The 14,738-nt window shown below is 74.1% G+C and carries 12 protein-coding genes; 4 read left to right on the plus strand and 8 right to left on the minus strand.

What is annotated here, in order from left to right:
- Positions 1–47 precede the first annotated feature (47 nt).
- A complete protein-coding gene (locus tag J2S41_RS21300; RefSeq protein ID WP_310369826.1) occupies positions 48–503 on the minus strand; it encodes a PH domain-containing protein in 456 nt (151 codons plus the stop codon).
- 66 nt (positions 504–569) lie between these two features.
- On the opposite strand from J2S41_RS21300, the gene J2S41_RS21305 reads away from it, so the two are divergent.
- Positions 570–1,127 carry a DUF4262 domain-containing protein gene (locus tag J2S41_RS21305; protein ID WP_310369828.1) on the plus strand — a complete coding sequence of 186 codons (558 nt, stop codon included), beginning with the start codon at positions 570–572 and terminating at the stop codon, positions 1,125–1,127.
- Positions 1,128–1,300: 173 nt separating this feature from the next.
- The gene (locus tag J2S41_RS21310; RefSeq protein ID WP_310369829.1) at positions 1,301–2,185 is read left to right on the plus strand and encodes a hypothetical protein; all 885 of its coding nucleotides are present in this window, start codon (positions 1,301–1,303) and stop codon (positions 2,183–2,185) included.
- Positions 2,186–2,196: 11 nt separating this feature from the next.
- On the opposite strand, the gene J2S41_RS21315 is transcribed toward J2S41_RS21310, so the two are convergent.
- The 4 genes from J2S41_RS21315 to J2S41_RS21330 all read right to left on the minus strand — a co-directional run bounded on the left by J2S41_RS21315 (position 2,197) and on the right by J2S41_RS21330 (position 8,358).
- The gene (locus J2S41_RS21315; RefSeq protein WP_310369830.1) at positions 2,197–5,232 is read right to left on the minus strand and encodes a hypothetical protein; all 3,036 of its coding nucleotides are present in this window, start codon (positions 5,230–5,232) and stop codon (positions 2,197–2,199) included.
- A 55-nt stretch (positions 5,233–5,287) separates the two neighbouring features.
- Positions 5,288–6,064 carry an amino acid ABC transporter ATP-binding protein gene (locus tag J2S41_RS21320; protein ID WP_310376439.1) on the minus strand — a complete coding sequence of 259 codons (777 nt, stop codon included), beginning with the start codon at positions 6,062–6,064 and terminating at the stop codon, positions 5,288–5,290.
- 579 nt (positions 6,065–6,643) lie between these two features.
- The gene (locus J2S41_RS21325; RefSeq protein WP_310369833.1) at positions 6,644–7,495 is read right to left on the minus strand and encodes an amino acid ABC transporter permease; all 852 of its coding nucleotides are present in this window, start codon (positions 7,493–7,495) and stop codon (positions 6,644–6,646) included.
- Positions 7,492–8,358, minus strand: a complete 867-nt coding sequence (locus J2S41_RS21330; RefSeq protein WP_310369835.1) for an ABC transporter substrate-binding protein — start codon at positions 8,356–8,358, stop codon at positions 7,492–7,494. The genes J2S41_RS21325 and J2S41_RS21330 overlap by 4 nt, the downstream gene beginning before the upstream one ends.
- Positions 8,359–8,422: 64 nt before the next feature.
- Between J2S41_RS21330 and J2S41_RS21335 the strand changes: the two genes are divergently transcribed.
- Together J2S41_RS21335 and hisG are read left to right on the plus strand one after the other, a co-directional pair.
- Positions 8,423–8,686, plus strand: coding sequence for a phosphoribosyl-ATP diphosphatase (locus J2S41_RS21335; protein WP_310369836.1), 264 nt, complete (start codon positions 8,423–8,425; stop codon positions 8,684–8,686).
- A gap of 42 nt (positions 8,687–8,728) precedes the next feature.
- Positions 8,729–9,580 (plus strand): ATP phosphoribosyltransferase, encoded by an 852-nt coding sequence (gene hisG / locus J2S41_RS21340; RefSeq protein ID WP_310369838.1) that lies wholly within the window; start codon positions 8,729–8,731, stop codon positions 9,578–9,580.
- 144 nt (positions 9,581–9,724) lie between these two features.
- Here the strand turns inward: hisG and J2S41_RS21345 are convergent, their stop codons facing one another.
- The 3 genes from J2S41_RS21345 to J2S41_RS21355 are packed head-to-tail and all read right to left on the minus strand — an operon-like array spanning position 9,725 to position 14,544.
- Positions 9,725–10,249: a hypothetical protein gene (locus tag J2S41_RS21345; RefSeq protein ID WP_310369841.1), complete on the minus strand. Its 525-nt coding sequence runs from the start codon at positions 10,247–10,249 to the stop codon at positions 9,725–9,727.
- Complete coding sequence (locus J2S41_RS21350; protein ID WP_310369842.1) at positions 10,246–11,826, minus strand: serine/threonine protein kinase; 1,581 nt, start codon at positions 11,824–11,826, stop codon at positions 10,246–10,248. Before J2S41_RS21350 ends, J2S41_RS21345 begins: the two co-directional genes overlap by 4 nt.
- Before the next feature lie 30 nt (positions 11,827–11,856).
- A complete protein-coding gene (locus J2S41_RS21355) occupies positions 11,857–14,544 on the minus strand; it encodes a PQQ-dependent sugar dehydrogenase (protein WP_310369844.1) in 2,688 nt (895 codons plus the stop codon).
- Between the last annotated feature and the right edge of the window lie 194 nt (positions 14,545–14,738).

Genomic DNA, 14,738 nt, shown 5'->3' on the forward strand with positions numbered 1-14,738 from the left:
CGCCGGGCTTCCGGGCGTCGTTCGCGCCGCTCGGGAGCCCGGCCCCGTCAGGCCGTGGCCGTCGCCCTGGCGTGCAGCGCCCGCAGCGCCCGCACGCCCTGCACCGCGTAGTCCCGATCCGCCGCCTGCAGCGCCAGCACCGCGACCGACTCGTCGTCCGCCAGCTCCAGGAACGCCCACGGCGAGTGCTGATCGAACCGGATCCGGCGCACCACCTCCCACGGCAACTCGTAGCCGCCGAGCAGGTTCCGCACCCGGATGCCCTTCGCGTCCGCCTCCACCCGGGGCCGGGTGAACAGCAGCACCCCGGCCGCCGCCAGCACCCCGAGCACGATCATCGCGATCTGGTCCCCGGTCTGGAACACCGCCGCCGTCTCGTCGTTGATTCGCCCGGACAACCCCAGCCCGACCAGCGTGAACACGACCACCACCGCCGCCGCCGCGACATAGCAGACGACCCGCACCCGCTGCGGACGCAGCCGCACGACCTCGGTCTCGCTCATCCGTCGAGTGTCGCAAACCCCCGAGCCGCAAGCCTGTCAGGGGTACGCCGGCGCTACCCTCACCGCGTGGATGATCAATCCTGCCACTGCCTGCTCTGCGCCGCCCCGCCCACGTACCCCGAGGAGTCCTGGGACGCCCGGGACCGGACCATGGCCGACAAGATCCGCCGGTACGGCTGGAACGTCACCGGCGTGGCCGGCGACCCGACCCCGGACTGGGCCTACTCCACCGGCCTCTGGCACACGCTCCGCGCCCCCGAGGTGTGCGTCTTCGGCCTCCCGGCCCGCCTCGGGATGCGCATCGTCAACGTGGTCGGCAACCTGCTCCGCGACGGCGACACGCTGCTCGACGGCGAGCGCCGCGACGACGTTCTGACCGGGTACGACGTGATCGTCCGCCGGGTGCACCCCCACTGGTACCGCGGCTTCTTCGGCGCGGGCATCGACTTCTGCCGGCGGCCCCCGATGCCGATGACGCAGATCGTGTGGCCGGACCGCGCGGGCCGCTTCCCCTGGGAACCGGACGCCGACCCGTCGAACCGGGACGCCCAGCCCAGCCTCTGGCTCCTCCCCGACGATCACCCTCCGAGCCGGTGGACCCACACCGACCCGTCCGCCGGCTGACCCTTCCAGGTGATTCCGTCCGGTCTCCTCCGGTGTGCCGGTCCGGCGGACGGGTGGTGAGCAGGCCGGAAGCACCGATTCGTCCGATCCGGTCCGGGAAGGGGCCGGTCCGGCCCCGCGATGGTCTTTCCTTGTGCTGCCCGTTCCGAACGACCGGCGAGGGAGACCCGATCATGCTGGACCGACCACGGCGGCTTCTCGCCGCGCTCGCCGCCGCGCTGTGCCTCACCGCGTGCGGTGGCGGCGGCGACGGCGGCGCCGGCCCGGACCCGGCGGCGACGCCGACGGCCTGGCCGCAGCCCGTCGACGGCAAGCTCACCGAGGCGACCTGCGACGTGCTGACCGCGGACGACTTCCTCGCCGTGGGCGTCCACGCGCTGCGGTGGGAGGAGCGCGAGCCGGCACCGCACCTCGGCCCGAACGCCATCGGATGTCACGCGCTGGGCGACCACTGGGCCTCGTTCATCCTCCAGCCGGACCCGGTGTCGGCGGAGCTGTACTTCGATTACATGCTCAACACACGGACGGACACCGTTCCCGCCGAGACGAACGACGTGCCGGGCGCCGACGAGACCTGGTTCACCACCGCCGGCCTCAACTCGAACCTCGCCGTCCGCAAGGGCTCGCTGATCTTCAACCTGAGCATCGGCTTCGCGCGCGACGACACCGACTTCGATCCGCGCACGGCGACGGCCACGCTGGCCGGCAAGATTCTGGAGCGCCTGCCCGGCGTCGGCGCCATCACGACCGGCAAGCCGCACGAGATGGTGCTGACCGTCACCGGCAAGGGGACGAGACAGGCGCAGATCATCTACACCGACCCGCTCGGCGGCGAGCCGGTGCGGGAGACGGTCAACCTGCCCTGGACGACGAGGATCAAGTTCCCCGCGTTCGGCCAGCCGCTGTCGACCACCCTGGACGCCTCCGCCGGCACCGTGTCCATGACCGCGCTGCCCTCCCTGACCTGCGCCATCACCATCGACGGCATCGAGCAACCGAGCACCGCCGGCCCCGGTCCCTCGACCTCCTGCCGCAGTTCCTTCGCCGAGCCCCGCTGACCCCCGCCGGATCAGCGGACGGTGAGCGCGCCGCCCAGCAACTGCAGGACCGTCGCCATGCCGCCCGGTTCCAGGGCGGGGACGAGCGTGCCCGCCGCGCGTTCCGGGATCGTCGCGCAGCGGGCGCCGGACGCGGTCTGGCGGTCCAGTTCGGCGGACAGGTCGCGCCGGGCGGCGTCGGACAGGACCCAGCCCAGCGGGGCCTCCACGCCGGGCTGTTCGTCCGGGGCGACGCGGAAGACGCGGCTGCCGCCGCACGGGTCGTCGCCGACGCGGAGGGTGCCGGAGTTCAGGCCGGGTGGTGGGCCGGAGAGTTCCAGCAGCGCGTCCTGGAGCATGATCGGCTCGTCGTGGGCCTCGTGCGGCGCCCGGTACGCGGTGAGCGGCGCGAGCAGTTCGGTGGGCTGGTCGGAGGCGGGGGGCACGCCGCGCCGCTGGTAGTGGCTGTCCAGCACGACCAGCATCGGCACGACCACGGGCGCGCCGGGGCCGGCGGCGCGGTTGTGCGCGGCGACCAGCGGTTCCAGGCCGCGCCACAGGTCCAGCGCGAGCGCGATGCCGTTGTTCTCCAGGTATCCGCCGTCCACGTCGAACGTCTTGGACACGTCCCCGCCGGCGGCGCAGGACACCAGGCCGCCGGTCGGGGTCACGTACGGGAACCGGGCGGACAGCAGCGCGGCGGTGGACAGCCGCAGCGTGGCGCCGTCCGGCACGATGCAGTCGCCGCCGCCCGGCTGGTCGGCCAGGTAGTCGCGGGCGTCGAGCGCGCCGATCGCGAACCGGCCGGAGTCGGTGCCGCCCGGGGGTCCGGCCGCGGCCCGGCAGCTCGGCAGCTCGTCGCCGCGCTGTCCGCCGCTGACCGCGGCCGGGATGGGCGCCACGACCACCCGGCAGCCGGTCTCCACCGCGGTGCCGTTGAACAGCAGCAGCGGCCGCCAGCCGGTGCCGGCCGGCGCGACGGTCATCATGTCCGCGGCCAGCGCGGGATTGTCCTGCTCCCAGGCGTACTCCAGGACCCGGGCGCGGTCGGCGATCCGCGTCGGGCCGGCGCCGTCGATGCCGTGCAGCAGGTGCGGGAGGTCGCGGTAGAAGCCGGCGGCGAGCAGCGCGGCCAGCGGCGTCTCGGACACCGGCACGCCCGCGGCGCCGTCCTGGCCGCGGGACGACGCCCACACGGCCGCGCCGAGGCTGCCGCCGGAGACGCCGCTGATCGCGAAGATCGCCCGGTCGCCGCAGGCGGTGGCGCCGCGGCCGCGGCCCTGCAGACCCTCGTCGGTGAGGTTGTCCAGCGCGGCAGCGGTCCAGAACGCGGCGCGCGCGCCGCCGCCGGGCGCCGCGACCAGCACCAGCGGCACGGCGGGACGGCCGTCCGCGACCGGCGCGGGCGCGCAGCCGCCGGCCGCGTCCAGCCAGCCGCGGAACGCCGCGTCCAGCGCGCTGCCGGCGACCGCGGGCGGCGGGGCGCCGCCGTTCCCGGCGACCGACACGTTGTGGTAGCGGCCGGCGTCGAACTGCGCGGCGAGCAGCAGCGTGACCAGGCTGAACGTGAGGACGGGCGTGCGGTTGACCCGGCTGAACACCGGCGTCGGCAGCCGCACCTCGGCCGCGCGCTGCGCCCGTCCGAAGACGATCACCAGCGTGGCCAGCACGGTCGTCACCAGGCCGATCACCCGCAGGCCCTCGCCGGTGGCGCGCGGATCGGCCATCCCGCCGGCCGCGACGGCCGCGCCGAGCACCGCGACCGCGATGCCGGCCACGTCCGGCACCACGACCCGGCGGCGGACACCGGTCGCGTCGATCCAGCCGCGCTCCAGCCGGGCGATGCCCCAGGCGGCCAACGGCGCGCCGGCCACGGCCAGGAGCGCGCCGGTCAGCAGCCACGCCCACGCCGTACCGGCCGGTATGCCGCCGGTGTGGGCCAGCAGCACCGGCCCGCTGAACGCGCGCACCAGCAGCAGCCCCAGCGCGACCAGCGGCGCGACGCTCAGGCAGCGGCCCAGGTAGCGGACCCGCTCCCAGCGGTCGCCGGGATGGTCGGTGACGGTGTCCTTGACGGAGAGCAGCCAGGTGCTGGGGAAGAACCGGGTGATCAGCCAGCTCGTCCCGCCGACCGCGATCAGGATCAGCGCGACGGCGAGCAGGTTGAGGCCCATGTCGAGGCCGGCCACGAAGCGCAGGATCAGGAAGACCGCGGCCAGGACCGCGCCCGCGATCAGCGAGAACCACGAGCGGCCGGGCCGTCGCTCCGGTGCGGTGCCGTCCAGCAGCGCCCACCGGCCGGCCACCCACAGCGCCACGCAGAGCAGCAGCGTGCCGGCCAGCGGGCCGATCACCCGTACCGGCGAGAAGCCCTGGTCGGTCCAGGCCCGGACGATGTCCGGGCCCTGGTCCAGCGGGCCGCCGAGCGGCGCGACCAGCGCCAGGAACAGCGTGGCCACGGCGGCGAGCTGGATGCGGTGGCGGCGCCAGACGCGGTCGCCGCGACCGGGCGGCGGCGGGCCGACGTCCGCGGGGAGCCAGCGCAGCAGCACCGCGCCGGCCGCGAGCGCGGTCGCCGTCCACTTCGCCAGGCTGAACAGCGCGAGGAGCGTGGCGGCGGCGCCGTCCGGCGGTCCGTCCAGGCCGCCGACCGCGACCAGTGTCCACAGTGTCTCGCCCTGGTCCGCGACCGCGACCGGCGCGACCAGCCACCGGGCCGGCCGGCGTCCGTAGCCGACCGCGCGAAGCGCGGCGAACAGCAGCACCGCGTACGCGGGGACGAACAGCAGCGCGTCCAGCGCCGCGTACCAGTACAGCCAGCCGAGCGCCGGGCCGTGCAGGTCGGTGCCCGCGGTCCGCGCCGACCAGGCGGTGATCGCCTCGGTGATCTCGCGGTGCTCCCACGGCAGGCCCGGCCAGCCGTTCAGCGCACCCGCGCCGTACGCCGGCGCGCCCGCCAGCTGCAGTCGCGCCAGCAGGCCGGACGCCTCCCGCATCGCGATGCCGGCCGCCCCGGCGACGATCAGTGCCAGCCACGGCAACCACGACGACGACCGGAATGTCCTCATACCGGACATGATCCCCGGACGGCCCGATTTCCGCTGTCCCGGGGACGACTCGGTCCTAGAGCCGACCCGCCTCGATGATCCGGCGCAGGAACTGGCGGGTGCGCGGATGCTGCGGCGAGCCGAACACCCGCTCCGGCGGCCCCTGTTCCAGAATCCGGCCACCGTCCAGGAAGCACACCCGGTCGGCCACCTGGCGCGCGAACGCCATCTCGTGGGTGGCCAGGATCATCGTCATGCCCTCGGTCTTCAGGTCCTTGATCATGGAGAGGACCTCGCCGACCAGCTCCGGGTCCAACGCGGACGTGACCTCGTCGAGCAGCAGCAGCCGCGGCGAGTTGACCAGCGCGCGCACGATCGCGACGCGCTGCTGCTGGCCGCCGGAGAGCCGGTCCGGGTACTCCCGCGCCTTGTCGCCCAGGCCGACGCGCTCCAGCCAGGTGCGCGCCTCGGCCTCCACCTCGGCCCGTCGCCGGCGGTGCACCCGTTCCGGCGCCAGCGTGATGTTCTGCAACACGGTCAGGTGCGGGAACAGGTTGTACGACTGGAACACCATGCCGATCTTGCGGCGTACCGTGTCCGGATCGACCCTGGGGTCGGTGATGTGCTCGCCGTCCAGCAGGATCGTGCCGTCGTCGATCTCCTCCAGCAGATTGATGCAGCGCAGCAGCGTCGACTTGCCCGAGCCGGACGCGCCGATCAGCACCACCACCTCGTGCTCGGCCACCTCCAGGTCGAGATCCTGGAGCACCAGCCCGCCGCGGAACGACTTGCGCAGCCCGGAGCAGGACAGTGCCGGCTGCGTCGGTACCGGCACGTACGCCACCTCCGGCATGGCGTCGTCCTCGGTCCGGATCGACCGCACCAGCCCGGCCGCGGTGTCGCTCAGCTCGTCCCGCTCGCGCCGGGTCCGCCGTGCCGGCGGCTCGTCGCCCGCCTCCGGCGGCGCCGCATGCCGCGACCGCCGCGGCCGCTCGTCCACCAGCCGCGACTCGCGTTCCGCGGCCGTCTCCTCCACGGGCATGCGGGGGTACGCATCCGCGCCCTCCCGTGGCGGTTCGTCAGAGGTGTTCGCGTCCCGCGTCGCGAACCGGGCGTAGCCGCCCGAGGGAGACTCCGTCTCGTCCCCCTGGCGCTCGCTGCGGCGCCGGCCCCGGCTGTTCGGCGCGGGCGCGTCGTAGAGGCTGTCGTCCGTACCCCCCGACTGCTCCGAAGGGGTTTCCGGCACCGCCGGGAACGCGCCGGTGGACCGGCGCAGCGCCCGCTCCCGGGCCCGCTCGCGCCGCTGCCGTGCCGCGTCGAAGTCCGCCACCCGGGACTCGTCGCCGCCGTCCGCGCGCCGGTCCAGCCGGTCGCGGTCCAGTCGCGCGCTGAAGCTCAGCTCGTCGTCATCGTCGCCGCGCGCCACCGCCGCTCACCGCCCGCCCGCGCTCTGCCGCCGCGCCGCGCGCAGCGTCACCAGGTCCGTCACCGCGATCAGCGGGATCGCCAGCAGCACGAACAGCACGGCCGCCACCACGTACGGCGTGAAGTTGAACGCGTTCGCGGTCTCGATCTGCGCGGCCCGCACCGCGTCGACCAGCCCGGCCACCGAGACCAGACCCACGTCCTTCTGCAACGCCACCATGTCGTTCAGCAGCGGCGGCGCCACCCGCCGCACCGCCTGCGGCAGCACCACGTGCCGCATCGTCTGCCGGTACGTCAGCCCCAGCGACCGCGCGGCCGACCACTGGCTCGGGTGGATCGACTCGATCCCGGCCCGGAACACCTCGGCCAGATACCCCGCGTACGTGATGATCAGCGCGATCGCGCCCAGCACCAGCACGCTCGGCGTGCCCTGCAAGCGCAGTCCCGGCACGCCGAACGTCAGCAGGTACAACCCGATGATCAAAGGCATGCCGCGCAGCGTGTACGTGTACCCGGCCGCCAGCGCGCGCAGCGGGAACAGCACCGCGCCGCGCGTCGTCCGCAGCACCGCGATCAGCAGGCCCAGCAGCAGCGCGCCGATCGCGCACACGACCAGCAGCCGCACGTTCAGCCACAGCCCGCGCAGGATCGCCGGCAGCGAGTCCGCCGCCACCCCCGGGTCGAAGAACGACGCCTGCACGCGCGGCCAGCCCGGCGACCCGGTCACCACCACCACGACCAGCACACCCAGCACCGCGGTGGAGACCGCGCCGACGATCACCGACCGGATCGTCTGCGTGCGCCGGTACGCGACCCGGGCCCGCTGTATCTCGCTCGGCGTGTGGACGTCCGCGGTCATGACAGTTCGGGGGCGCCCGCCACCTGGGCCAGCCACTGCTTCTCCAGCGCGGTCAGCGTGCCGGCGGTGCGCAGCGCGTCGACCGCCTGCGACACGCAGCCGGTCAGCGGCGAGCCCTGGTCCAGCACGATGCCGAACTGCTCCGGCACGCCCACCTGCGGCAGCTGACCCACGATCTTCGCGTCGGTGAGCTCGGCCGCGGTCATGTAGAACGCGGTCGGCAGGTCCACCACCAGCCCGTCGATCGTGCCGTTCTCCAGGGCCTGCTTGGCGTCGTCGTTCGTGTTGAACACCTGCGCCTGCTGGCTCGGCCTCACCAGGTCCGTGATCGCCTGGTAGCTGGTCGTGCCGACCTGGGCGCCCAGCTTCGCGTCCTTCAGCCCGGCCAGATCGGTCACGCCCGCGATCGGCGACGAGTTCTTCGCCACGATCGCCTGCCGGACCAGATAGTACGGCGACGAGAAGTCGACCGCCTTGCGCCGCTCCTCGGTGATCGAGAACTGGTTGATGTCGATGTCGAACGACTTCGGCCCCGGCGCGATCGCGCTGTCGAACCGCACCCGCGTCCACACCACGTCATCCCGGGTGTAGCCGAGCTGGGTGGCGACCGCGTACGCCACCGCGGACTCGAAGCCCTCGCCGCTCTCCGGCTTGTCGTCCTTGAACCACGGCTCATACGCCGGCTGGTCGGTGCCGATCGTCAGCTTCCCCGCGGTGAGCGTCTTGAGCCCGGCCGGCGCGCAGCTCTGACCGGTGGACGCCGCCGGCGCCGCGCCCTCGCCGGAGTCCTCCGGCGCGCACGCGGACACCCCGGCGACCGTGACGAGCAGCAGGGCGACGGCGGGCACGGAGGTTTTGCGCATGGTCCGAAGCATATTGGCTGCCCGGGTGTGGTGGGGCGGAAGGGTGCTGCGAGAATCGTCTCCCGTGAAGACCTTCGACGAGCTGTTCGCGGAACTGCAGGCAAAGGTGGCCGCCGGGACTCCCGGGTCCGGCACCGTGGCGGCGGTCGAGCGCGGCGTCCATGCCATCGGCAAGAAGGTCGTCGAGGAGGCGGCCGAGGCGTGGATGGCGGCCGAGCACGAGGGCCCGGAGCGGGCCGCCGAGGAGATCTCACAGCTGCTCTACCAGGCGCAGGTGCTGATGCTCGCCAGCGGGCTGGAGCTCAAGGACGTCTACCGGCATCTCTGATCGCTCAGTCCGGTCGGTTCCCTTCCCCTCCCTGGAGTCCTGATGCTTCGCATCGCCGTGCCCAACAAGGGCGCCCTCTCCCGTCCCGCCATCGAGATGCTGCGCGAGGCCGGCTACCGCCAGCGCGGCGACGACCGCGACCTGGTCTGCCAGGACCCCGCCAACGACGTCGAGTTCTTCTACCTGCGCCCCCGTGACATCGCCGTCTACGTCGGCTCCGGCGACCTCGACCTCGGCATCACCGGCCGTGACCTGCTGCTCGACTCCGGCGCGCCGGCCACCGAGATCATGGACCTGTCGTTCGGCAAGGCCCAGTTCCGGTTCGCCGCCCGCCCCGAGACGCTGCAGAGCGTCGCCGAGATCGACGGCCGCCGGGTGGCGACCGCGTTCCCCGGCGTCGTCGGCCACTACCTGGCCGAGAACGACCTGAAGGCCACCGTGGTGCGCCTGGACGGCGCCGTCGAGAACGCCATCCGCCTCGGCGTCGCCGACGTCATCGCCGACGTCGTCGAGACCGGCGCCACGCTCCGCCAGGCCGGCCTGGTCACCGTCGGCGAGCCCCTGCTCGTCTCGTCCGCCATCCTGATCGGCCGCTCCCTCGCCCCCGCCGACGAGAAGCCCGGCACCGCCCAGCTCCTCCGCCGCCTCCAGGGCGTCCTGGTCGCCCGCCGCTACGTGATGCTCGCCTACGACGTCCGCGCCGACCTGCTCGAGCAGGCCACCGCGCTCACCCCCGGCATCGAGTCCCCCACGGTCTCCCCGCTCCACCGCGAGGGCTGGGTCGCGGTCCAGGCCATGGTCCAGCGCACCGACATGCACCGCATCATGGACGAGCTCTACGAGATCGGCGCCCGCGCCATCCTCGTCACCGACATCGCCGCCACCCGCCTCTGACCCGGGTGACCCCCGCGGGCCGCCCGACCGCGCGGCCCGCGGGCCGCGCCGGCGGAGAGTCCGCGGCCTCGCCCCGGGTGCCGCCGCGCCGAGGCTTCGAGTGCGGTGCCGGAGACCAGCGATCGGCGGCGCCGGGCGCCGCGGCTACGGGAGGTAGAGCTCGGCCAGGCGGGTGGCGACGCCGTCCTTGGTGGTGAGGCGGACCAGGTGGGTGCCGTCGCCGACCCGGTTGGCGAAGTCGGTGTCGGAGACCTCGCAGGAGCCGGCGCCCTTGTCGTCCATGCAGGCGCTCAGGTCGGACTGGTCGACCAGGGCGAGGACCGCGTCGTCCGCGCGCGGCAGCGTGATCTTCGCTTCGCTGTCCGCGGTGCTCCAGGCGTACCCGCAGCGCTTGTCGTCGGCCGGGATGCGGAAGGTCTCGCAGAAGTCCGGGTTCGTCATGAAGATGACCGGCTCCACCACGACGGCCTGGTTCTTCCCGGGCGTGAACCGCAGCAGCCGCACGATCGAGTCGGTGTCGCCGCGGGTCACGTCGGTGAACGCGGGCGGGGGCGGGGCGGCGGAGCCGGCGGCGGACGGGGCGCCGGTGGGCGCGACGGCACCGTCCGGAGTGGAGCCGCACGCCGCCAGCAGCAGCAGCGCGGGCAGGAGCGGGATGAGCCTCTTCACAGCGTACGGATCTCCACATCCTCGAAGGCCGCGCTGCCGGTCTCGTGACCCAGGTCGGCCTCGACGCCGAGCCGGATCCAGCCGGTGACCAGGCGGCGGTCGTTGACCGGCGCCTGGACGAGATCGTGGCCGTCGACCGTGACGGTGGCCACGTCGTCGCGGATCAGGATGCGGACGCGGTGCTCGCCGTCGCCGGCCAGCGCGGTGGCCGGCACGGTCGCCAGGTCCTCGGCGCGGTCGTCGGCGTGCCGCTCGATCGTGATCGCGTCCGCGCAGAGCGACGCCGCGTACCCGGTGAGGTCGTCGGTCTTGCGGAAGCCGACGAACGCGCAGCTGCCCGGCTCCAGCAGCGTCACCGTGACGGAGATCGACTGGTCGCCGGCGAACATGTCCTGCGGGCCGTCGCACGCGGTCCACACCGGCTCGACGCCGTCGGCGACCAGGCGGCCGCCGGTGTACGTGCAGTCCGCGGACGCGGGCCACTGGCCGGGCCGGTCCAGCGGGTCGATGATCACCGGGCCGTTGCCGAGCAGCGGCGGCTCGGTGACCACGGGCGTGAGGCCGGGTGGCGCCGCGACGGGCGCGTCCCGGTCCTGGAACGCCCACGCGCCCGCGGCGCCCAGCACCGCGGCGGCGGCGACGCCGGCGAGCACGGCCGCGCCCAGCCGGCGGTGGCGCCGCCCGCGCCGGCCGCGTGCCCGGACCGCGTGGGCGGCGCGCTGCACCTCGGGGCGGGCGGTCAGGTCCGGCACGCTGTGCGATCCGGTGTCGAGCAGCAGCTCCAGCAGTTCGGGCGCGGTGGGCCGGTCGGCCGGGTCCTTGGCCAGCGTGCGCGCCACGATCTCGCGCAGCGGCGACTGCAGCGCGCCCAGTTCCGGCGGCTGGGTGAGGATGCGGCCCGCGGTGGCGGCGGCGGAGTCCGCGGCGAACGGCGTGCGCCCGGTGCCGGCGTAGGTGACCACGACGCCCCAGGCGAACACGTCCGAGGCCGGCCCGATCGCGGTGGTGTCCGCGTCGAACCGCTCCGGCGCCATGTACGCCAGCGTGCCCACCATCTGGTTGGTGCGCGTGTGGTGGCTGGTCGCCTCGAACGGCTGCGCGATGCCGAAGTCGATCACCTTGGGCGTGCCGAGCGCGAACAGCACGTTGCGCGGTTTCAGGTCGCGGTGGATGACGCCGGCGCCGTGGATCGCGGTCAGCGCGGTGGCCACGCCGATCGCCACGCTGTGCAGGTCGCCGCCGGTGAGCGGCCCGCGGTCCGCGACCACCTCGGCCAGGCTGGGACCGTCCACGTACTCCACGACCAGGTACGGCGTGGTGTGCTCCGGGTCCGCGTCGAGCACGGCCGCGGTGCAGAACGGCGGCACCTGCCGCGCCCGGTTGACCTCGCTGCGGAACCGGCCGCGGTACTCCGGTTCGCTGGCCAGGTCGGGGCGGATCGCCTTCACCGCGACCATCCGGCCGTCAGCGGATCTGCCGAGGTAGACCGCTCCCATCCCGCCCTCGCCGAGCCGGCCGAGGAGCCGATAGCCGCCGAGTTCCCTGGGATCCCCGGCGCGCAGCGGATCGGTCGCCATGGCTCGCCACCCTACACGGGCGGCGCATGGTCACCCGGGTGCGCCGCCGACGTTCAGCTCCGCGACGGACGCCCAGGCCCGGCCCGCCACCTCGGAGAGCGCGCGAATCCGTACGTACCGCCCGGTCTTCGCGGGGAACGTCACGGTCTGCTCGGCCGTGGTGTCCGGCCAGGTGCCGGTGGCGACCGGCGTGCCCCAGTTCGTGCCGTCGGCGGAGACGTAGATCTCGTAGTTCGCGATCCGGCCGTGCGACAGGTTCTGCCGGGGCAGGTAGTACACGTCCGTGACCTTGTAGGAGCCGCCCAGGTCGAGCTGGATCTCGTGCGGGTACCGGGCCAGGAACGCGCCCCACTCGGTGTGCCAGTACGTGCCCGGGTGGCCGTCCAGCACGCGGGTGGCGGGCGCGGTCTCGTCCACGGTCTCCTGCGTGCTCACCGACCTGATCTTCAGCCCGGACCGCGGCAGCCGCTGCTTGACGTAGGTCGCCGTGTACGTGGCCGGCGCCGCCGGCGCGGTGATCACGTGGGTCTGCCCGGCACCGTGCGACCAGGCGGAGAACGCGTGGCCGGCCTGCGGCGTGACCGCGCTGACCGTGTTCGCCGAGCCCTGGATGACCGTGGTGGTGAACGGGGTGGTGCGCACGGTCGAGTTGACGGTCACCTGCAGCCCGGGCGGGCTGGTGACGAACGTCAGGTCCACGGTCCGCGGCTCCAGCCGGCGGGTGGTGACCACGCTGAGCCCGCCCGCGTCGGTGGCGGTCAGCTCCAGCTCCAGGTACGACGGGTAGTCGTGGTCCGGCGCCGGGAACGCCTCGCCGGCCACGCCGTTCCACTCCTGCGCCACGTGCACGTGGCAGCTCTGTGGCGTGTAGCAGTGGTGCTGGAGCAGCCGCCAGCGCAGCGCGGACGCGGGCAGCGTGCCCTGCTGCGCGTCGGTGGCACGGCCGGTGAACGTGATCGTCTCGCCGACCGCGAAGGTGGGTGAGCCGGACGGGGTGTCGATCACCGGCTCCGGCGGCGTGTTGCCGCTGGAGATCGCCAGCGTGACGGTGTCGTGCGCGTCGAGCGAGTCGGAGACGGTCAGCCGCGCCGTGTACGGACCGCCGTCCGGGTACGTGTACGACGCGGTCGGCGTGGTCGCGTCCACCGTACCGTCGTCGGTGAAGTCCCAGGCGTAGCGGAGCAGCCCGGCGTCGGACGGGTCCGGGTCGGACGAGCCGGTCGCGTCGAAGGTCACGGTCAGCGGTGCGGCGCCGGAGGTGGGCGACGCGAACGCGACCGCGGACGGCGGCTGGTTGCCCTCGAAGTAGCGGATCCGGCGCACCGTGCCGGCCGCGTCCGCGTAGTACAGGTCGCCGCCCGGGCCGATCGCCAGGTCCACCGGGTTCGCCGCGGGCGCCACGAACGTGCGGCGGCTCGCCGGGTCGGGCGCCCCGCCCGGGGTGGCCGGCAGCATCGCCCAGACGCAGTCGCGGGTGTAGTCGGAGAAGAACAGCGCGCCCCGGTACGCGGCCGGGTAGTCACCGCCGGTGGCCGGGTAGAACGCGGCGCCGGAGACGGACGAGCCGCCGGTCGGGCAGGTCTCGCCGGAGACCACCGCGGCGTCGTGGTGGTAGGCGTAGAACGGCGCGGTCTGCCCGCCCGAGGTGTACAGGCTCTCGCACATGGTCAGGTTCGCGCCGTCGTAGCCGCCCTGCCGCGCCGCGCCCTCGAAGCAGGGCCAGCCGAAGTTGACCGGCCCGGTCCCGGGGTCGGTCACCCGGTTGATCTCCTCCCAGGCGTTCCAGCCGACGTCGCCGAGCCAGACCTCGTTGGTGCCCGGCCGGATCGCGAACCGGTACGGGTTGCGCAGGCCGTACGCGACGATCCGGCGCGCGTTCGGGTCCGGGCTGGCGGCCAGCGCGTTGCCGCCCGCGCCGGCGCCGGTCGCCGGGTCCAGGCGCACCAGCGTGCCGTCCAGGCCGGTCGGGTCCGCGAGCGTGCGCACGTCCTGGGAGCGCAGCGCGCCGCCCTCCGCGCCCGGCGGCGCCATCGTGCCGCCCGGCGCGTCCGCGCACGGGTTGGCCGGGCTGCCGAGCTGCCCGTAGTCGACCACGCCGTAGTTGGCGCCGTCGCCGGCGCTGGCGTAGAGCATGCCGTCCGCGCCGAAGTGCAGGTCGCCGGTGGAGTGGCTCGGGTACTGCTGACACCAGTCCTGGATCAGCACGGTCTCCGCGCCGGACGCGTCCAGCCGGGACAGGCGGCTGGTGACCACGCATCGCCCGCCGGCGTTGCCGCCCACGCCGGCGCAGCTGTCGTTCCAGTACGGCGCGGTCCGGCCGGGCGGCGCGTCGTAGGCGTAGAGCACGTAGACGTGCGGCACCGCCGGGAAGTCCGGGTGCAGCGCGAGACCGAGCAGCCCGCGGTCGTGCAGGTTGTGCACGTTGGCCCGGAGGTCGGCGAACACGGCCGGCGTCGGGTCGGCGAGGCTGTCGAACACCTTGATCCGCCCGGCCTTCTCCGCCACGAACACCCGGCCGTCCGGCGCGAACTCGATGTTCATCGGCTGGTCCAGCCCGGTGAACACGGTCTGCTCCCGGAACCCGGTGGGCACGGCCGCGGCGGCGGCGGGCAGCGCGCGCCCCTCGGCGGGCGGCGCGTGGTGGTCGTGCACCGCGATCGGGCCGGCCGCCGTGACCGCCGCCAGGACGACGGACAGGATTCGGCGCGCCGACCGCATGGTCCCTCCCCGGTTGCGTCTCAGGGCCGCCAATCTAACGGCCCGGCGTACCCTCCGGGACACCCGCGCGACTTCCGACTGTTGCCGGATAGTGGCGCCAAGTTCGTCGAATCCGAGCCAACCGACGAATTACCGAAGTCCGGGCGCAGCGCGTCGAAACAGGCCGACAATCGGTGAGATCGGGCCAAGGTCGC

It is taken from the genome of Catenuloplanes atrovinosus, from assembly GCF_031458235.1.
GTDB classification, from domain to species: Bacteria; Actinomycetota; Actinomycetes; order Mycobacteriales; family Micromonosporaceae; genus Catenuloplanes; species Catenuloplanes atrovinosus.